Origin of the sequence: Haemophilus sp. 27098_8_127, from assembly GCF_041433495.1 — a bacterium.
Taxonomy (GTDB): Bacteria; Pseudomonadota; Gammaproteobacteria; order Enterobacterales; family Pasteurellaceae; genus Haemophilus_D.
In genome coordinates this window covers 280901-301431 of record NZ_JAPWBP010000003.1, presented here as the reverse complement: position 1 = coordinate 301431, position 20531 = coordinate 280901, and the positions used below count along the sequence as shown (strand labels likewise).

Annotated in this window: 19 protein-coding genes; 9 read left to right on the top strand and 10 right to left on the bottom strand. The window is 39.3% G+C overall.

Features of this window, described 5'->3' with window-relative positions:
• Positions 1-367 precede the first annotated feature (367 nt).
• On the top strand, positions 368-1189 hold the full coding sequence (locus tag O3746_RS05805) for a DUF5718 family protein (protein WP_049384784.1): 822 nt from the start codon (positions 368-370) through the stop codon (positions 1187-1189).
• A gap of 42 nt (positions 1190-1231) precedes the next feature.
• Here the strand turns inward: O3746_RS05805 and birA are convergent, their stop codons facing one another.
• Positions 1232-2146 (bottom strand): bifunctional biotin--[acetyl-CoA-carboxylase] ligase/biotin operon repressor BirA, encoded by a 915-nt coding sequence (gene birA / locus O3746_RS05800; protein WP_049384783.1) that lies wholly within the window; start codon positions 2144-2146, stop codon positions 1232-1234.
• Positions 2147-2279: 133 nt separating this feature from the next.
• Between birA and guaB the strand changes: the two genes are divergently transcribed.
• From guaB to O3746_RS05780, 4 genes are all read left to right on the top strand, one after another.
• Complete coding sequence (guaB, locus tag O3746_RS05795) at positions 2280-3743, top strand: IMP dehydrogenase (RefSeq protein WP_049384782.1); 1464 nt, start codon at positions 2280-2282, stop codon at positions 3741-3743.
• A gap of 64 nt (positions 3744-3807) precedes the next feature.
• Complete coding sequence (locus O3746_RS05790) at positions 3808-4137, top strand: hypothetical protein (RefSeq protein WP_049365428.1); 330 nt, start codon at positions 3808-3810, stop codon at positions 4135-4137.
• A gap of 13 nt (positions 4138-4150) precedes the next feature.
• Positions 4151-5710, top strand: coding sequence for a glutamine-hydrolyzing GMP synthase (guaA, locus tag O3746_RS05785; RefSeq protein ID WP_049384781.1), 1560 nt, complete (start codon positions 4151-4153; stop codon positions 5708-5710).
• Between the two features lie 76 nt (positions 5711-5786).
• Positions 5787-6719, top strand: a complete 933-nt coding sequence (locus O3746_RS05780; protein WP_049384780.1) for an AEC family transporter — start codon at positions 5787-5789, stop codon at positions 6717-6719.
• 21 nt (positions 6720-6740) lie between these two features.
• Here O3746_RS05780 and O3746_RS05775 read toward each other — a convergent pair whose 3' ends face one another.
• From O3746_RS05775 to O3746_RS05735, 9 genes are all read right to left on the bottom strand, one after another.
• Positions 6741-6986 carry a YgjV family protein gene (locus O3746_RS05775; protein WP_049384779.1) on the bottom strand — a complete coding sequence of 82 codons (246 nt, stop codon included), beginning with the start codon at positions 6984-6986 and terminating at the stop codon, positions 6741-6743.
• 121 nt (positions 6987-7107) lie between these two features.
• Complete coding sequence (locus O3746_RS05770) at positions 7108-7437, bottom strand: branched-chain amino acid transporter permease (RefSeq protein ID WP_014065151.1); 330 nt, start codon at positions 7435-7437, stop codon at positions 7108-7110.
• Complete coding sequence (azlC, locus tag O3746_RS05765; RefSeq protein ID WP_049362213.1) at positions 7434-8159, bottom strand: azaleucine resistance protein AzlC; 726 nt, start codon at positions 8157-8159, stop codon at positions 7434-7436. The genes O3746_RS05770 and azlC overlap by 4 nt, the downstream gene beginning before the upstream one ends.
• A 9-nt stretch (positions 8160-8168) precedes the next feature.
• Positions 8169-9098 (bottom strand): LysR family transcriptional regulator, encoded by a 930-nt coding sequence (locus O3746_RS05760; protein WP_005697769.1) that lies wholly within the window; start codon positions 9096-9098, stop codon positions 8169-8171.
• A gap of 114 nt (positions 9099-9212) precedes the next feature.
• Positions 9213-11168, bottom strand: coding sequence for a site-specific recombinase (locus O3746_RS05755; RefSeq protein WP_070591169.1), 1956 nt, complete (start codon positions 11166-11168; stop codon positions 9213-9215).
• A gap of 146 nt (positions 11169-11314) precedes the next feature.
• Positions 11315-12367: a ferric ABC transporter ATP-binding protein gene (gene fbpC / locus O3746_RS05750; protein WP_005697795.1), complete on the bottom strand. Its 1053-nt coding sequence runs from the start codon at positions 12365-12367 to the stop codon at positions 11315-11317.
• Positions 12368-12391: 24 nt separating this feature from the next.
• Complete coding sequence (locus O3746_RS05745) at positions 12392-14449, bottom strand: iron ABC transporter permease (RefSeq protein WP_070591171.1); 2058 nt, start codon at positions 14447-14449, stop codon at positions 12392-12394.
• 66 nt (positions 14450-14515) lie between these two features.
• Positions 14516-15553 carry an ABC transporter substrate-binding protein gene (locus O3746_RS05740; protein WP_005696379.1) on the bottom strand — a complete coding sequence of 346 codons (1038 nt, stop codon included), beginning with the start codon at positions 15551-15553 and terminating at the stop codon, positions 14516-14518.
• 137 nt (positions 15554-15690) lie between these two features.
• Positions 15691-16731: an ABC transporter substrate-binding protein gene (locus tag O3746_RS05735; RefSeq protein WP_005697792.1), complete on the bottom strand. Its 1041-nt coding sequence runs from the start codon at positions 16729-16731 to the stop codon at positions 15691-15693.
• Between the two features lie 185 nt (positions 16732-16916).
• On the opposite strand from O3746_RS05735, the gene udk reads away from it, so the two are divergent.
• From udk to O3746_RS05715, 4 genes are read left to right on the top strand one after another with little or no spacing between them, the layout of a single operon-like run.
• On the top strand, positions 16917-17558 hold the full coding sequence (gene udk / locus O3746_RS05730; protein ID WP_049374407.1) for a uridine kinase: 642 nt from the start codon (positions 16917-16919) through the stop codon (positions 17556-17558).
• Between the two features lie 8 nt (positions 17559-17566).
• On the top strand, positions 17567-18148 hold the full coding sequence (gene dcd / locus O3746_RS05725; protein WP_005696382.1) for a dCTP deaminase: 582 nt from the start codon (positions 17567-17569) through the stop codon (positions 18146-18148).
• A 3-nt stretch (positions 18149-18151) separates the two neighbouring features.
• Entirely contained in the window at positions 18152-19342 is a 1191-nt protein-coding gene (locus O3746_RS05720) for an AsmA-like C-terminal region-containing protein (RefSeq protein WP_049374406.1), read from the top strand.
• On the top strand, positions 19342-20520 hold the full coding sequence (locus O3746_RS05715; RefSeq protein ID WP_049374405.1) for a sugar transporter: 1179 nt from the start codon (positions 19342-19344) through the stop codon (positions 20518-20520). Before O3746_RS05720 ends, O3746_RS05715 begins: the two co-directional genes overlap by 1 nt.
• Positions 20521-20531 lie beyond the last annotated feature (11 nt).

Genomic DNA, 20531 nt, shown 5'->3' with positions numbered 1-20531 from the left:
AATCGCTCAATACTGCTGACATAAAATGTCACTACTTAAAAAGTATATGAATTTCTAGTTAGCACCTATTAAGACTTCAAAATTAAAAAATATTTTTAAAACAAGTCAATCAACAAGTGCCCACACAGATTGTCTGATATATTGTTAAAGAGCAAAAAAGAACGACGCACTGGTTTTCCTTAAGAGTCACAACAGCGCGTCGTTGTGTGGGGCGTATTATAGGCATTTCAGAATTCTTTGCAAGTGCTTTTTTACAAAAAAATTCAATTTTTTTCTTGTCTGATGATTTAATCATCAAAGTGAATTGTCTTTGTTCAATATTCAAGGTAAATTACCTCCAAAGAGTAAGCATTCTAACGAGGTAGTTATGAATTTTGAGCAAATGATTGGTTTCGGTGTGGCAGGAAATTTCGCAGGTCATTTAGAGCAAGCCGGCGAGGCGGCTGATTTCACTCAAGTAAAAACAGAAAATGCCATTCAACCAAAAGCGATTTTCCCTTTTTATGTACCAAGTGAAAAAGCGGGCTTTCTTTCTACCTATCCTTTAAGTCACAATCAAATTAATTTTCCACAAGGCGCAGATAATCTGCAAATTGAACCTGAAATTGCACTTATTTGTGAGCTTATCTATAAAGGAAATCAAGTTGAGAAAATTATCCCGCGCTATTTTGCAGCCTATAATGATTGCTCTATTCGTCGCCCTAATGCGAAAAAAATCTGTGAAAAGAAAAACTGGGGCGAGGCAAGCAAAGGTATTTCATCCAAACTGATTCCACTTTCTTCCTTTATTAAAGGAAGCGAAATTGATCAATATCGTATTGCTTGCTTCCATAAACGCAATGACGAACTCAATACTTATGGCATTGACAGTCCAGCGATTGGTTATAGCTATTTCCACCAACAATTATTAGATTGGATCGTGGATAGAATGAACAATCAACCCGATGAAGGACCGATGAATCATATTGCCTCTTTATTAGAGCTAGCAAACTATCCGAAACAAGCGATTATTAGTATTGGTGCCACCCGTTATACTGAGTTCGGTGAAACACATTTCTTGCAACCTAATGATCTCAGTATGGTTGTCGTGTATAACGGTGAAAAATATTCTGCTGAGGAAATTGAGCAAATGGCAAAAAATAAAAAATTTGCAGATGACATTTCAGCACTTATTCAGAAAGTGGTTTAGCATACATATAAAAGTGCGGTTAATTTTGACCGCACTTTTTATTCACTTCCTTCTTAAAGAAACTTCTCCGGCATTAAAATACCGCTCGCCTTCATCAGTTATGACTTTTAAATAACCGCGTTTATCAATTCCCTGCTCTATACCTGAAATTGCGCCTTGTTCGGTAAAGACATTTACTTCATCACCAAAAAATTCATTATGGTTTATCCATTGTTGTATGAATTCCTCATCAATGCCCTTTTCTTCAAATTGAGCTAATCGAGAATAAATGCGTTGAATCACTTTAATAAGGATCGTCTCACGATCTATATTTGGATCCTGTTCGGTTAGCTGCGCATACGGCTGACTAATTTCGGTTGATTGTGGCAATTTTACATTGATCCCAATACCAACTACTAAGTTTAGCAGACCATTCTTGTTATTAATGATCTCTACCAAGATACCACCCAGCTTTCGCCCCAAAAGTAAAACATCATTTGGCCATTTCACTTTCGCATTTAACGCTTCGGCAATCGCTAAACCAATCACTAAACTTAATCCATCCAATGCTTTTTTAGGATCAATAGTCCAATAAAAACTAAAAATTAACTGCCCTGCAAACGGTGAAAGCCATTGGCGACCACGACGTCCCCGCCCTGCTGTTTGATATTCTGCCAAACACAAATCACCTTTTTTTAATTGGTTAATTTGATTCGTTATAAATTCATTTGTTGAAGAAATGGTTCGATGATAATGCACGGAATAAGGTGAAAGTACGGTCGAAATTGCTTGCGGATTTAACAAAGGCATTTCTGGCACAAGCTGATAAACCTCATTTTCTTCTCGAATATTCAATCCCACTTCTCTCAATAATGCCATTTCTTGCGCCAATTCATTTGGCGTAATATTTAAAAACGACATCAAATCTGACCGCACTTTAGGTTGGCAATCAGACAAACAATCCAATAACGATGACATATTCATTCCTTCTTATAAAAACCTTGGCAAATCTTACCATAAAAGAGAAAAAATTCATTTTCAACTACATGAAAAATCTGTATAATCCCGGCGCAATATTTTTTGACACAACTTTTAACAGCGAGATATTGCCATGCTTAGAATCAAACAAGAAGCTCTGACTTTTGACGACGTTCTACTCGTCCCAGCTCATTCAACTGTTCTTCCGAACACAGCCAACCTCTCAACTCAACTCACCAAAGAAATTCGCTTAAATATTCCTATGCTTTCTGCTGCGATGGATACTGTCACAGAAACCAAATTAGCGATCTCTTTAGCACAAGAAGGTGGCATCGGCTTTATTCACAAAAATATGACGATCGAACGCCAAGCGGATCGTGTTCGTAAAGTGAAAAAATTTGAAAGTGGTATCGTATCTGAACCTGTCACTGTTTCGCCAGATTTAACCCTTGCAGCACTTGCTGAAATGGTGAAGAAAAACGGCTTCGCAGGCTACCCTGTTGTCGATGCTGAAAATAACTTGATTGGTATCATCACTGGTCGCGACACGCGTTTCGTAAAAGATTTAAGTAAAACCGTTTCACAATTAATGACGAAGAAAGAAGACTTAGTCACCGTAAAAGAAGGTGCAAGCCGTGAAACAATTTTAGAATTAATGCATAAAAACCGCGTAGAGAAAGTGCTTGTTGTAGATGATGCTTTCAAATTAAAAGGCATGATCACCGTTAAAGACTTCCAAAAAGCGGAACAAAAACCAAATGCATGTAAAGATGAATTTGGTCGTTTACGCGTAGGTGCGGCTGTAGGTGCGGGTCCAGGTAATGAAGAACGTATTGATGCATTAGTGAAAGCCGGTGTTGATGTGTTGTTAATCGACTCTTCTCATGGTCACTCAGAAGGCGTATTACAACGCGTTCGTGAAACTCGTGCAAAATATCCAAATTTACCTATCGTTGCGGGTAACGTAGCAACGGCTGAAGGCGCTATCGCCTTAGCTGATGCGGGTGCAAGTGCAGTAAAAGTAGGTATCGGACCAGGTTCTATTTGTACAACGCGTATTGTGACTGGTGTAGGTGTTCCACAAATCACTGCTATCGCAGATGCCGCTGCAGCATTAAAAGATCGTGGTATTCCAGTTATCGCTGACGGAGGTATCCGTTTCTCTGGCGATATTGCAAAAGCTATCGCAGCAGGTGCGAGCTGTGTAATGGTTGGTTCTATGTTCGCGGGTACTGAAGAAGCGCCAGGTGAAATCGAACTTTATCAAGGTCGTGCATTTAAATCTTACCGTGGTATGGGTTCATTAGGTGCGATGGCGAAAGGCTCTTCAGACCGTTACTTCCAATCAGATAACGCGGCAGACAAACTCGTACCAGAAGGTATCGAAGGCCGTATTCCATATAAAGGTTACTTAAAAGAAATCATCCACCAACAAATGGGTGGCTTACGTTCTTGCATGGGCTTAACCGGCTGCGCAACCATCGAAGAATTACGTACAAAAGCGGAATTTGTTCGCATCAGTGGTGCGGGTATTAAAGAAAGCCATGTTCACGATGTAACTATTACTAAAGAAGCGCCAAACTATCGTATGGGCTAATTGATAAAAGAGCGGTTTATTTAACCGCTCTTTTGAAATATTTTGGGCAACTAAAAGGACTAAAATGAAAAAACTAGCATTACTCATTCCGTTTATCATATCAAGTTGTGCGCTTTTCGGACCAACTTATACTGGAGAAACAACGGCAAGTTCTTTACTAAAATCAGATACAGAACGTAATATCAATCTGGCTTTTAGAGCAATCCATAATTGTACACCAAAACAAATTCATACTCAGATCAATGATGCAAAAATCAACCCTAAAACATCTACTGTTGATTCAGCATATGAAACTTGGACAGTAAAAGGCTGTAATCAAACTGAAGTATTTAAAATTAAATATATCAGCGATGGTCAAGGTGGAACCTACATCAATATGACCACGTCAAACTAACATAAGGTAAAAAATGACAAACATCCACAACCATAAAATTCTGATCCTCGACTTTGGTTCACAATATACTCAACTGATTGCACGTCGTGTGCGTGAAATTGGTGTTTACTGCGAACTTTGGGCGTGGGATGTGACTGAAGAACAAATCCGTGAATTTAATCCAGACGGTATCATTCTTTCTGGCGGTCCAGAAAGTACCACTGAAGAAAACAGTCCGCGTGCACCAGAATATGTATTTAATGCCGGTGTGCCTGTATTGGGTATTTGTTACGGTATGCAAACCATGGCGATGCAACTTGGCGGTTTAACTGAGACCTCTGATCATCGTGAATTCGGCTACGCTTCTGTTTTAATGGATAATCCGACCGCACTTTTCGCTCATTTAAATGATGGTGACAGCAAATTAGATGTATGGATGAGCCATGGCGATAAAGTAACGCGTTTACCAGAAAACTTCCAAGTTACTGGTACGACGCCGACCTGTCCAATTGCGGCAATGTCTGACGAAAATCGTCGTTTCTACGGCGTACAATTCCACCCTGAAGTAACCCATACTAAAAAAGGCTTGGAATTATTAATGAATTTCGTAGTGAACATTTGTGGTTGCGAAACAAAATGGACAGCAGAAAACATTATCGAAGATGCCGTTGTTCGCATTAAAGAGCAAGTGGGCGATGATGAAGTGATTTTAGGTTTATCTGGTGGTGTGGACTCTTCTGTGGTTGCATTACTTTTACACCGTGCTATCGGCAAAAACTTACACTGCGTATTCGTGGATAACGGCTTACTCCGCTTACATGAAGGCGACCAAGTTATGGAAATGTTTGGCGATAAATTCGGCTTGAACATTACCCGTGTTGATGCAGAAAGCCGTTTCTTAGGCGAGCTTGCTGGTGTATCCGATCCTGAAGCAAAACGTAAAATTATCGGTAAAGTATTCGTGGATGTGTTCGATGATGAATCGAAAAAACTCACTAACGTGAAATGGTTGGCACAAGGTACGATTTATCCTGACGTAATCGAATCTGCAGCTAGCAAAACCGGTAAAGCACATGTAATTAAATCACACCACAACGTAGGTGGTTTGCCGGATTATATGAAATTAGGCTTAGTTGAACCGTTACGTGAATTGTTTAAAGATGAAGTACGTAAAATCGGTTTAGCATTAGGCTTACCGGCTGAAATGATCAACCGTCACCCATTCCCTGGCCCGGGTTTAGGCGTACGTGTATTAGGCGAAGTGAAAAAAGAATACTGCGATTTATTGCGCCGTGCCGATGCGATCTTTATCGAAGAATTACGCAACAGCGGTTGGTATGAAAAAACCAGTCAAGCCTTCAGCGTGTTCTTACCTGTGAAATCTGTAGGCGTAATGGGTGATGGCCGTAAATATGACTGGGTAATCTCGCTACGTGCAGTAGAAACCATCGACTTTATGACCGCACATTGGGCACATTTGCCTTATGATTTATTAGGCAAAGTGTCTAACCGCATCATCAACGAAGTGAATGGCATTTCTCGCGTAGTATATGACATCAGCGGAAAACCTCCAGCAACTATCGAATGGGAGTAACCTAAATCAATTTAAAGGGCAAATTATTTGCCCTTTTCTTCTTTCATAGCACTAATTTCTCTCATCAATATTCACTATGGACATTGCATTTTTACTCGGCACTAAAATTATTGAACTGACACTTATTGTGCTTATTGGTTATGGGTTGGTTAAATCAAAATTATTAAAATCTGAAGATAGCAAGACGCTTTCCGTTATTGGGCTTTATGTCATCAGTCCTGCAGTGATGATTGAAGCCTTTCAAATTGATTACACGCCTGAAATTCTACAAGGTTTACAGCTTTCACTGTTTATGGCGGTGTTTCTTCAGGTTATTCTGATTATTATTGGCAGTCTGTTAAAGCACCTATTAAACCTTGATCCTATTGAACATGCCACTTCCATTTATTCCAATTCTGGTAATTTAATTATTCCGATTGTGATGTCGTTATTTGGCAAAGAATGGGTGATTTACGCCAGCTGTTTTATTGTGGTGCAAACCTTTCTATTTTGGACGCATTGCCGTTTGATTATTGTAGGAAAAGGAAATTTATCCTTGAAGATGATTGCCAAAAACATCAATATTTGGTCAATTCTCGTCGGAGCATTTTTATTTGCTTTTCAAATAAAATTACCAAGTATTATCAATGGCACACTCTCTTCCATCGGTTTGTTTATTGGCCCAAATGCCATGCTTGTTGCGGGTATGCTGATTGCGGCAATACCTTTACGGAGCATCGTATCATCCAAACGCATTTATTTAGTCACACTTTTGCGCTTGTTACTTATTCCGATTGCATTATTGGTATTAATAAAGTTGATTGGGTTTGTACGTTGGGCTGAAAAAGGGGAAATTATTGTGTTGATTAGCTTTTTAGCAACCACGAGCCCATCAGCTTCAACTGTCACACAAATGGCGGTGATTTATAACAACAATCCACAGAAAGCCAGCGCCATCTATGGTGTAACGACGCTGCTTTGTATGTTTACTATGCCACTGGTGATTGCGTTATATCAAATATGGGGGTAAATCGTGGAAAAGTGCGGTCAATTATTTAAGCACTTTTGATGCCGGCTGCTCTTTTTTCAAACGATAAAGTTGATATAAGTTAACGAAAACTAAGAATGCGTTTAGAAGCGCAACTGGATAAGATTTGATGATCAAACTGTAAATGACAAAAAGTACCGCTCCAATTGCATTAACAACTCTCAAGTGAACAATCGATTTAAATAAAAAAGACACAGCCACAAAGAATGTTGCCAAATAGCCTAATAATTCGATGAAATTAAATTCCATAAATCTCTCCGTCAACAATGATTGAGGCGGCATCATAAAAGATTTTGGAATCGAGGAAAAGAGGCGAAATAAAGGCAACCGATTGCAATATCAAGAAATTTTTATTTCGCTCAACATTCGCTTAGATAAAGACTTTTTGCACTAAAAACATATAAAAAATTGTGCCTGCCGAGATAGAAAGAAACATGTTCTTTTTCCAGAAATGTAACCCCAATACCAAAGCACCTGCAATGAAATCGGGCAAACCGTGATAACCACTCAATACATCCACATTTTTATAGCAATACACCACTAACATCCCAAACATCGCCGCAGGCAATACTTTGCCAAGGTAACGAATATAGTCTGGAATCGGGCGATTGGCGGGAAAGATCCAGAATGGCAATAATCGAGTAAATTGTACGCACACAATACAAATCACAATGGTGATAATTTGTTCCATCAATGTCATTTTAGTGCCTCCAATTTAGATGAAAGTTTCGGTCGTCTTACGGTTAATAGAATCCAAATACTAATGAGTGTTGGCACTAAAAAATGCTCTTTCCCAACAATTAATAGCGATGCAAAAGCCACACCTAAACCTAATAATGAGCTTTCATGAGATTTCTCTTTAAGCCAGTTTTCAGCAAAAATCACCAGGAAAAGTGCAGTCATACCAAACTCTACCCCTTTTAAATCAAAAGGAATGATTGAACCAAATAGATTACCTAATCCCGCTCCTACAACCCAATAAAGATGGAGATAAAAACTGACAAAGAACATATACCAGCCTTTATCTAAATGATCGGGAATCTTCGCCATATAGTTAAGGGAAAAACTTTCATCGACTAGGGTACTAATTAAATACCAACGTTTTTTTCCGAGTTGAGCACCATATTTTTCTAACATGGAAATGCCATAAAAAATTTGGCGACCACTTACCATCAGCGTAACCAACGCAACACTTAAAGGCGAAAAAGGCATAACTAAGGCGGCGGCTGCAATAAATTCCACGGAGCCCGCATAAATGAGTGCTGCCATTGCAACGGGGAACCAAACACCGAATCCAAGTGCTTTCATGTAAATGCCGTATGCTATGCCTAAAAATAAAAAGCCGGCAAGCATTGGCATGCTGTAAGGAAATGCCGCTTTTGCTGCGGCTTTGATGGGATTTTCTGTCACTACTTCTGACATATTGACCTACTACAACTCTAAAACAGACAAACCAGGTAAGGTCGAAAAACTTTGTGCTTTTACTGTTTGATGGAAATCTTCGATATAAGCTAAATTAGCATCTTCTTTACGAATCGCGGCATAGAGATTACTGTACAACCCTTCTTCTGTAATTTTACGCGCCACCACATACCCTTTTTCTAAATAAGGTAATGCCGCCCAATAAGGTACGGTAGCAATGCCTCGACGACTCGCTACTAATTGGATCAAGGCGATCGTTAGCTCCGTTGTACGACGTGGCGGATTAATACCTTTTGGTTTCAACACTTGACGATATAAATCTAACATATCATCAGGAACAGGATAGGTTACCCAAGTTTCTTCAGCGAAATCTTCCGCCTGCCAAACCTCTTTATTGGCTAATGGATGATCTTTAGAACAGATTCCCACCATTTCATAAGAAAATAACGGCTTAAATAAAACATCATCATTTTGTTCAACTTCAGACACGATAGCCCAATCTGCACGATGAGATAATAACAATCCAACCGGATCAGTGTGGAAACCAGACACAATATCCAATTCTACCAAGCTCCAATGCTGACGAAATTCATCCATCGCAGGCATTAACCAGTCGAAACAGGTATGACACTCCACTGCAATTCGCAACTGCCCTGCATCACCGTGTTTTACACGTGCAAGTTCACGTTCTGCATCTACCACTTTCGGAAGAATTTCATTGGCAAGACGAATCAAACGATCGCCAGCTGCGGTAAAACGCAATGGATTACTTTTACGCTCAAACAAAGGTAAGCCGAATTGCTCTTCCATTAACTTAATTTGATGAGAAAGTGCCGATTGTGTTAAATAAACACGTTTTGCCGCCATCGAAACGCTGCCTGTTTCCTTCAAAGCAAGCAAGGTTCTTAGGTGACGAAGTTCAAGAAATGTTGGTTTCATTAGAATAATTCATAAAGTTATCGCATTAGATGAGCAACATGATAACGCAAATTAAATTGTGCGAAAAGAAAGTGCGGTCAAAAACGTTGATATTTTTGACCGCACTTAAGTCGATTATTTATCTAATTGAACAGGAAGAAATAAGCTCAATGGTCGTTTTTTCACAATTTGGCAAACTTCATGCCAAATTGGCCACCAGCTATCAATTTCCGCATTCAAAGAACGCAATGCAACCCAAAGCGTTAATGAAAAACTGACAATTAAATTCACTAAACCAATCAACAATACAAAAGCAATGCATTGTAAAAGCAATGAATAGGTAAAATGTCCGCTCACGGCAATATAGCCCACATTTGCAGATGAAAATGCCACATGACGAATATCTAACGGAAGATGCGTTAAGTACCCCACCACACCGGTAATCCCAAGCAGCATACCAAAGCAAAGGTTACCAATTAGCGAGCCATAATTCTCATGCATATAATTAGCAAATTTAACGCGAGTCTTCTCAGACATTAGTTTTTTCAATAACGGATGCTGAGTTAAACGCATACGCATATTCAAATAATTGCTACGGTTATCAAAATAGCCCGAAATAATCCCTGAACAGAATAACCATACCCCCGCAATGGCGGCAAACCATAAGGTTCCCGCAAAAGGATCAATACTATGTAATTGATACGCGATTTGATCAGCATTCATCAATGGTTCACCTGTTTTATATTGGTAACCAAACGCAATCAATGCGGCTAATCCCATCGCAATGAGCACATTACCTAGCACAGCAATACTTTGAGAACGAAATACATCCACTAATAATTGGGCTAATTTCATATTGACGGTTTTACCTTGAGGCGTTTTTTCAACTGCTTCAGCAAAGCGAGCGGCTGTCATGGCTGGCTGTTTGGTTGCCACCGTGAAATGCAGCATAAAGATCACCATGAAACCTAAGCCGTAATTTAAACCTTCTGCAATCCCTTTCCAGACTTTGTCATCAATGATGCTACCTAGATAGGTTTTAAATAACGCCATTAGTGCAATTAACACTCCACCGCCCGCTGCAGAATAAAACATTGCCCAATACTCTTTTTTATCTCTCGTAATGTAATGCTCACCATGATCGCCGGCATTCTGCGTAACACTACGAGCCATTAATCCTGAGCTTTGTTTCCATAGTCGAGAAATACTATGACGTTCCGCTGCCGCACGGGCAAAACAACCGGTTAATAATAAGATTCGACGCGGTAAATAGCGATTTGAAACAAAAATCGCCATCAAGGTTTCTAATCGTTCTAAAGTCTGGGAAAGACGTTCCAATAAATACGCCGTATTTAAGGACGATCCCACTACTGCCCCACGTTTCTGTAAGCCAATAATCAATGCCTTACATTGATCAAACATTACCTGTAAATGGCTATCATCAAAAGCCGTTGATTGGCGACGCGCCTCTACCCAATCAACCACTTCATGATGCAATGCCACAAAAGGTGAATCCGCATTCAACAGAGAGGGCTCCATTCGCATCAACTCAGGATCCATATCTTCAGCCGCAATCCAAATTGAAAGCATTTCAATGGCAAATAGCCCTTCACTTTCAATATGATTTTTTAACCGTTCACGATCTTTTTGTTCTGTATAACGGGTTAAAACACCAAATACGCCTCGCCATGTTTTTAATGGGACGGCATCAATCCAGCGGGCATCATTTTTATCGCTAAACAATAAATAAAAAATATCACGTAAATCATTAATATCTTTAAAAGACGGGTTAAAACGCTCATAAATACGCGTTTTCATTTCTTGCCCAAAACCGCCACGCGTAAGAATCCCACTACTAATAAACAACGGATAAAGGCGTAAACCACATAACCAACCGCATAATAATTTCGAAACAGAATAGCCTAATTCTTTATCGTTCTTTAAGATAAACTTAAATAAATGCAAGGTCGGAGAAATTTTTTCTGTGGGGCTGCTACGTAATAATTGGCACAAGCCCTCTACGAGACCAAAAGCATCGTTTTCCGTCACTTTGTTACGCAAAAATTGCGGTAAGGTATCGGTTTTAATCATGAGCTTTCCCCTTATATCGTTTATATTCAAAAGCGAGACATTATACAGCTCTGTTGGATAAAGTAAAAATGAGCGGAAAAGTGCGGTCAATTTTGAAAGGATTTTAAAAGAAAAGGCGTATGCTTCCATACGCCTTTAAATTGATATTATTTCTCTTTCTTCAGCAAGAAAATACCTTGTTCAGAGAAATTCACATAAGCTTGTTTGAGATCAGCATTGAAGTCTTCTGGTTTGGTGTTAATGAGCAATTCTTTGCCTGCCCAAATTGCCACCACTTCCCAGTGGTTACCCATATAGACTGCACTCTTGATTTCACATTGTTGTGCTGCCTCGCCTTCTGCTTTTAAGTAAATCGCTTCAGGACGAACGCCCACTAAGCATTCACCATCCGGTAAATTAAATTGCGCCGCATTACTTAATGGTAATTTGTAGCCATTCACGTCAATGGTGCCATTTTCTAATTTACCTTCAAAGATGCTTGATTCGCCCATGAAGTTTGCAAGGAATAAAGAATTTGGACGCAAATAAAGCTCTTTTGCTGGCGCTTTTTGCATGATTTTACCTTTATTCATCACAATAACTTCATCGGATACCGCAAATGCTTCCGTTTGGTCATGAGTCACATAAAGTGAGGTAATACCTAAACTTTGTTGTAATTCACGGATTTTTTCACGCATAGAACGACGTAAGTTTGCATCCAAGTTACTTAATGGTTCATCAAAAAGTAATACTTTTGGTTTTAACACTAACGCACGTGCTAATGCCACACGTTGTTGTTGACCACCCGAAATTTGATCCACAAAACGATCTTCAAAACCCGCTAAGTCAACCAATTCTAACGCTTCTTTTACACGTTTAGCACGCTCTTCTTTACCCACTCCTTGCATACGTAAACCATAGCCAACGTTATCACCGATACTCATGTGTGGGAATAACGCATAAGATTGGAATACGATACAAATATCACGATTTTGAATAGATGATTTGGTTACATCTTCACCATCGATAAAAATCTGACCTGAAGTTGGGTTTTCTAAGCCTGCCACTAAACGTAACACCGTGGTTTTACCACAACCAGATGGCCCTAATAAGGTCACCATGGTGCCACGTTTAATGGTTAAATCTAAATTATCAATGACTGTGGATTTACCAAAAGATTTGGTGATATTTTTTAATACTAAGAAATCATTATTACTCATAATATTTACCTACAACTTAACGAGTTAATTCATTTTTTTCGCTTTAGAACGGGAAATTCGGGTATCACCCACAATCCAGTCAAAGAATAAAATAATGGCCATCATCACGATGATTAAAATTGAACCGTATGCGATAGCAACACCATATTCACCATCTTCTACACGGTTTAAAATATAGGCTGTTGCCACACGTGTATCAGCGGTGACTAAGAAGATAATCGCACTCACGGTAGTCATCGCACGAACGAAGCTGGTGACCAAGGCTGAAAGTAACGCTGGTTTTAACAATGGTAAAACGATAAACCATAATGTTTTCCATGAGCTACCTTTTAAAGAAAGAGACGCTTCATCGAGTGATTTATCTAATTGACCAAGACCTGCGATGGCTGCACGCATACCGATTGGTAAATCACGCATCACCATTGAAATGATCACGATAATGCTTGTACCTGTAATGTAAAGTGGCGCATTGTTAAAGGCTAAAATATAAGATACCCCTGCAACGGTTCCTGGTACCGCAAAACAAAGCATAGTTAAGAACTCAAGGGATTTTTTACCTTGGAAATCTTTACGCACCACAATATAGGCAATTAATAAACCGAAAAGTGCGGTCAATGGTGCGGCAATTCCTGCATAGATTAAGGTATTAATCAATGATGGCCATGCCCCATCGCTTAAACCTTGGCCGAATAACATCGCATAGTTTCTCAAGGTTAAGGTGTAATCCACACCCCAGTTTACGGTGAAACTACCGTAGAAAATACTGCCGTATAACGCTAAGTTAAAGAGTACCCAGAAACCAAGCATACCGATGATGGTATATTTTAAGCCGGTTGGTAAATCTTGTACGTCACCGCGATAGGATTTACCTGAAACGGTTACATAAGAACGGTTACCAATCCAAATATATTGGATGATAAATACGGCTAATGAGAAGATTAAAAGCATCGAACCTAAGGTACTTGCTGAAGCATAATCTAATTGTGAGCCTGCGATATAGAAGTAGATTTGTGTCGCGATGACGTCAAAGCTACCGCCTAATACTAACGGGTTACTAAAGTCCGCTAAGGATTGGATAAACACGATTAAAAATGAGTTTGCCAATGCTGGACGTAATAATGGGAAGATGATATTGAAGAAAGTTTGGTAACGATTTGCACGCAAGGTGTAAGAGGCTTCTTCAATTGATGGATGAACCGATTTTAATGCTCCATCTAAAATCATGAATGAAATCGGTGCAAATGCAAGAATCTGCGCAATGGCAATCCCGTTAAAACCGTATAACCAGTTGTGGTTCTCAAATCCAAATGTTGAAGCTAAGAACTCAGTCACATAACCAGAACGACCAAGCATCAATGTTACCCCTAAACCCACAACGAATGGTGGAGTTACGATAGGTAAAATAGAGAAAATTTTACCAATGAATGCCGTTCTACGTGCAATACGGGTGGTATAAAGTGCAAATGCTAAACCGAAAATCGTTGATACGATACCTACAAAGCCTGATAAGAATAGCGAGTTACTAATCACACGTACAATGTAGCTTTGAGTCAAAATTCGCATCACTTGTTGTGGTGCAAAAGTATCACCGTCATAGAACATTGAAACAAAGATGGCCAATGTCGGGTAAACGATGAAGAAGAAAATTAATAAGATAATGCAAAGTAAAGAGGCGATAATAAATTTATCCCCTTGCATCACTTTTAATTTTGCGAAGGAAAATGTTGCTAATGCGGTTAAACTGGCGATTAATACAATCACTGAATAACCCATGCTGACTTTACAAATTGTTGCACTGACAAAGATAAATAATGTCGCTGCTGCAATAAGATATAGCTCTGCTTTCGCTTGTGTATCCTTAGGCAATTTAAGAAGTGGCATCAATCCGTATAAAAGAACCGGTAAAAACCATAATGCCGTAATATTTAATGAAGACCACCCCATTGCACCTAGGTATTCATCGCTTGTGCTTTCAAACAAGCCATAATCTAAAGCGTGGGAAGGCAGAAGAAGAAATGCAATCACTGCAAGAATTATCCAAAAGTTCGCTGATTGGATAATAGGAAGTTTATTTGCGTTCATACAACCTCGCATAAAAGAAAAAAAGCGAAATAATATAATAGCTATTATTTCGCTATGTATACATCATTATTTTGCTAATTTAACATCATCAACCCATTTTGTGATCAAACGTTTACGTAAATCACTTGAGCCGTATTTGTCAAAATCATAATTAATTAAATTGATGGATTTAAAATCGAGCGCATAAGGCGATTGCTCAGCAGTGCTATTGGTTAAAATAGAATACGCTTCCCCTTTTTTCCAGGTTAACTCTTGAGCTTCTTTTGATAACGCCCAATCCACAAATAATTTCGCATTTTCAAGGTTTCTTGCACCTTTAATAATGCTCACGCCACCAATTTCATAGCCTGTACCTTCGCAAGGAACAACTAATTCAACTGGTGCGCCTTTTGCTTTCTCTAAAGAATATTCATGTAAAAAACCAATTCCGATTGCGGTTTCACCACGCGCTGTATTACGGGTTGCGGTGTTACCGGATTTGGTATATTGGGAAACGTTTTTATTGAGTTCTTTGAGATATTTGAATGCTTCATCCTCGCCCCAAAGTTGGATATAGGTGGCTAATTGTGTATAACCTGTTCCAGAACTTTGTGGATCAGCTGCTTGGATCTCATTACGGTACGCAGGATCGGCTAGATCTTTCCAACATTTTGGTGTCGGCAAATTGAGTTTTTTCAAACGTTCTGGGTTAATACCGAAGCCTAATACACCGAGATAAATCGCGGAGGAATAGTTGCCTTTAATTTTAGCTGGGTCTCTAAACTGTTCAGGAATTTGTGCAAGATTTGGTGACTTATACGCTTCAAGTAAGCCCATTTCACCCGCTTGAGAATGCGGATCAAGCGTACCGCCATACCACACATCCCCTTGAGGGTTGTCTTTCTCAGCATCAATTTTGGCTAAAATTGTGCCTGTACCACCACGGATAAAACTAGTTTTGATTCCGTATTTTTTCTCAAAAGCCATGGTTTCTTGCTCGCACATCGTATTTTGTGCACTACAATAAACCACTAAACGACCTTCTGCAGCAGATGCGTGAGAGCTTAGCAACACGCCACCAAATACAACACCAGAAAGTGCTAAAGCAACGTTAGACATTTTCATTGGTCCACTCCTGTGTTTATAAAATAAGATAAGCTAATACGCTCATCGTAGAAACCCACGTAAAAATCTATCTAGTGGGGCTAAAATGGTAAAAGTGCGGTCAAAAAATCTCATGTTTTTCAACCGCACTTTAAACATTATTTCGCTAATTTAACGTCTTGAACCCATTTTTCAATTAAGGCTTTGCGTTGTTCGGTTGCACCGTATTTTTCAAAGTCATAATTGATGAGGTTAAGTTTATTTGGATCAAACGCAGTTGGTGATTGTTCCGCTGTGGTGTTAGTTAAGATTTGTAAAGAGTCACCTTGTTTCCACGCTAACTCTTGACCTTCTTTAGATAATGCCCAATCCACGAATAATTTTGCGTTATCGATGTTACGCGCACCTTTTAAGATACTTACGCCACCTAACTCGTAGCCCGTACCTTCACAAGGTACCACTAATTCCAACGGCGCACCTTGACGTTTTTCAAGTGCGTAATCGTGTAAGAAACCGATACCTACCGCAGTTTCACCACGTGCCGCATTACGAGATGGAGTGACACCTGATTTGGTGTATTGCGATACGTTTGGATGTAATGCTTTTAAGAAATCAAAGGCTTTTTCTTCGCCCCAAAGTTGAACGAAAGTAGCCAACGCAGTGTATGCTGTACCTGCACTTTGTGGGTCAGCAATTTGCACTTCGCCTTTTAAGCGAGGATCAGTTAAATCTTTCCAGCATTTTGGTACTTCTTTAATACCTAATTTTGCTAAACGCTCGGTATTCACACCAAAACCTAAGATACCCATGTAAATAGCGGATACATAATGTCCTTTGGTTTTCGCTGGATCACGGAAACGTTCAACAATTTCATCAATGTGTTTAGATTTATAAGGTTCGATTAAACCCAACTCTGCCGCTTGAGCTTGAGGGTCGAATGTACCACCAAACCAAACGTCTGCTTGAGGGTTATTTTTTTCCGCTTCAACTTTTGCAAACGTACTGCCTGAACCGTTGCGAATGAATGAAGTTTTCACATCATATTTTTCGCCAAACGCTTTGGTTGTCGTTTCACAAAGAATGTTAGTCGCACTACAATACACCACTAAACGCCCTTGAGCATTAACGGCTGATGATGTCATGAAGCCTGCTGCTAAAAGTGCGGTTGAAATGGAGAGAGAAATTTTATTCATTTTCATCGTACACTCCTCATAAATAACACTGATGAAATAATAAAAACGAGCACATCGTAAGCGAAAACGAAAAAAAATTCCGTGAACTACTTCACAAATTTAAAAAATTTAAATAAAAAAGAAAGGTGAATTTAAACTGATTTTTCTTTATAATCCTTGTAATTTTTACCTTCCGTTTTTGAGGTCGTTCTATGTCAGACTCATCTTGTATTATCATCGCTATCACGGGGGCATCCGCTTCAGGCAAAAGCTCCATTGCTTCCACCGTTCATAAAGAACTTTGCAACGACTTAGGTTGTGAAGAAATTGGGATTATTGCTGAAGACAGCTACTATAAAGATCAAAGCCATTTAGAGATGAGTGAGCGAGTAAAAACCAACTATGACCACCCGAGTTCAATGGACAGAGATTTACTTATTCAACACTTAAAAGACTTAAAAAACGGAACTGCTGTGGATGTTCCTGTCTACAGTTATGTTGAGCATACCAGAACAGGCGAAACCAAACACTTCACCCCGAAAAAAATTGTTATTTTAGAAGGCATCTTATTGCTTACTGATGAGCGAGTTCGCCAATTAGCCGATATTTCTGTGTTCGTGGATACGCCATTAGACATTTGTTTTATCCGTCGTTTACAACGTGATATGGAAGAACGTGGTCGTTCATTACAATCTGTGATTGATCAATATCGTGCAACTGTGCGCCCAATGTTTATGCAATTTATCGAACCATCAAAACAATATGCGGATATCGTGATTCCGCGCGGTGGTAAAAACCGTATTGCGATTAATATGTTAAAAGCTCAAATTCTTCATTTATTAAACCAAAAATAGGAAAAATCATGCGTCTTTGCGATACCGATATCGAACGCTATCTAGATGATGGCATTATTTCTTTAACGCCTCGTCCTGAAAATGACAAAATCAATGGGGCAACCATTGATGTGCGTTTAGGCAATTCATTTCGCGTATTTCGTGAACATTCCGCACCTTATATTGATTTAAGTGGCCCGAAAGAAGAAGTCTCTGCTCAACTTGAATCAGTAATGAGTGACGAAATTATTATCGGTGATGATGAAGCCTTCTTCTTACATCCTGGTATGTTGGCATTAGCAACCACATTGGAGTCAGTGAAACTCCCTGCCAATATTATCGGTTGGCTAGATGGTCGTTCTTCACTTGCTCGTTTAGGTTTAATGGTACATGTAACCGCACATCGTATCGATCCAGGTTGGGAAGGCAAAATTGTGTTGGAATTCTATAACTCCGGCAAATTACCTTTAGCATTACGTCCCAATATGGTGATTGGTGCTTTAAGTTTTGAAGTATTAAGTGGCCCAGCTGCACGTCCGTACACCAGCCGTAAAGATGCCAAATATAAACATCAGCAAAATGCGGTAGCGAGCCGAATTAATGAGGATTAATCTATGAAAAAGATCGCAATTAGCCTGTTGATCGTGCTGTTTGCGATCTTTGCTTTTTTTTATGTTCAACTTCAACAAGCTAAGAGTCTTTTGACCGAACAACTGACGAAACGAGATATTCAACTTGAAACGGTAAGTATTAGCCTCTTTCCACAGCCTGTTATTTCCTTAGAAAAGGTTAAATATCACGCGATTTCTGCACAAAAAATTGAAGGAAAATTACCTTTTATTTCACTCGTTTTTGGGAATCCAACGATTGACGAAATTCAAATCCAGCAAGCCCGCTTTACTGAAAATGCATTGAATTCAGCCAATATCCGCATGGCATTTTCAGATTTTGCACTCAAACAATTTTTAACAAAAGATCTTACTTTTAATGGTAGCAACCATATTTGGGTGAACCTTGAAAAACCTATTTATGGCAACACCGCAACCTTTGATTTTCTTTTTAACAAAGGAAATATCGCCCTTCGCCAGGAAGGTGAATCGCTTATTCAATTTGATGACGTTCAATTCAATCAGCAAAAATTAGGCTATATTGAAATTCATGCTGATTTAACGAAACCACAGAAACTTGCCATTGGTTACATTCGACCGACATGCACCACGAATTGTCTTGCCGTACTCAAATTTAGTAGCTATCTGCAAAAAAGTGCGGTCAATTTTTCTGGTAAAAATTTTCCGTTAACACAGTTGTTAGCGCTACTTAATTTTCCTCAAACCATGACGGGCACAAGTGATTTTAATGTTCAATTAGCTTTTGCAAATTCAGAATTAGCTCAAGGGAAATTTGATTTTAATGCACGTGATGGTGAACTTTTAGGACTTAATCTACTAGATATGGCAGCGCAGTATTTACCAATTAATTACAACAGCGATTTAACCGCAAGTAGAAATATGAACACTCCTTATGAGCGTTTTGAATCAAGTCTTTCATTCGAAAATCATTTACTCAAAGTCGATAAAATAAACTTAAAAACAACCGCACTTTTGGCGGATGGTTCTGGAGCCATTGATTTAGATAATGTACAATGTGATGTCAATTTAACCTTAAGATCCACTAACGAAAAATACAAAAAGCTGGCATTGCCTATTCGCTTTTTCGATAGTTGCTACTCACCACAGTATAAGGTGAATATTGACCAAAACTTTCGTCATCAATTGAAAGAATTAATTAAAGAGAAATTAAAATAATGTCATTTTATCAGAAAGCAGAAAGAACCCAATATTGGCGCGTAGTCATCATGGCTTGCGCCGCTTTTATTTTTAATACCACGGAATTTGTGCCAGTTGCGTTACTCACTGACATCGGACAAAGTTTTGATATGCAAAGCTCCGATGTAGGTTTAATGATGACCGTTTATGCTTGGACGGTTATGATTATGTCTTTACCCGCCATGCTCGCGACAGGTGATATGGAACGTAAAGGCTTATTGCTGAAACTTTTCGTTATTTTTATCATCGGCCATATTATCTCAGTCATTGCGTGGAATTATTGGATTCTTCTCATTGCTCGTATGTGTATTGCGGTAGCGCATTCACTCTTCTGGGCAATTACCGCATCATTAGTGATGCGTGTGGCACCGAAGAATAAGAAAACACAAGCAATTGGTATGCTCGCTATCGGTACATCCCTTGCGACTATTTTAGGCTTACCATTAGGCCGTTTAGTCGGTCAATTAGTTGGCTGGCGTATTACTTTTGCAATCATTGCCGTATTAGCTTTGGTTGTGATGGTATTTATTATGCGTTTATTACCAAATCTACCAAGTAAAAATGCAGGCTCGTTATCTAGTCTGCCGATTTTAGCAAAACGTCCATTACTGATTGGACTTTATGCTACAACGGCAATCATTGTTTCAGCACACTTTACCGCTTATACCTACATTGAACCCTTTATGGTTCAAATCGGCGAACTCGATCCAAATCTTGCAACGATAATTTTGTTAGTTTTTGGGGTTTCTGGCATTACCGCAAGTGTGATCTTTAACCGCTTATACCGTTTCGGTCCAACTCAATTTATCAGTGGGGCTATGATTTTACTGGCTATATCTTTAACATTTATGCTTGCCTCTGCGAGTTATACCGCCACGATGTTTACCCTTGCTTTTATTTGGGGGATTGGCATCTCTTGTATCGGACTGGCATTACAAATGCGCGTACTACAACTTGCTCCTGATGCAACGGACGTAGCAAGTGCCATTTATTCCGGTATTTTCAATGCAGGTATTGGTGCAGGTGCACTGTTTGGTAACCAAATCGCTCGCCATGTTGGTCTTGAATATATTGGATTTAGCGGTGCAGCATTAGCGATGATTGCACTCGGCATCTTTGTCTTCTTCAATTTCCGCTATCGCGCTCAAAATGTCTAAAAAAATGACCG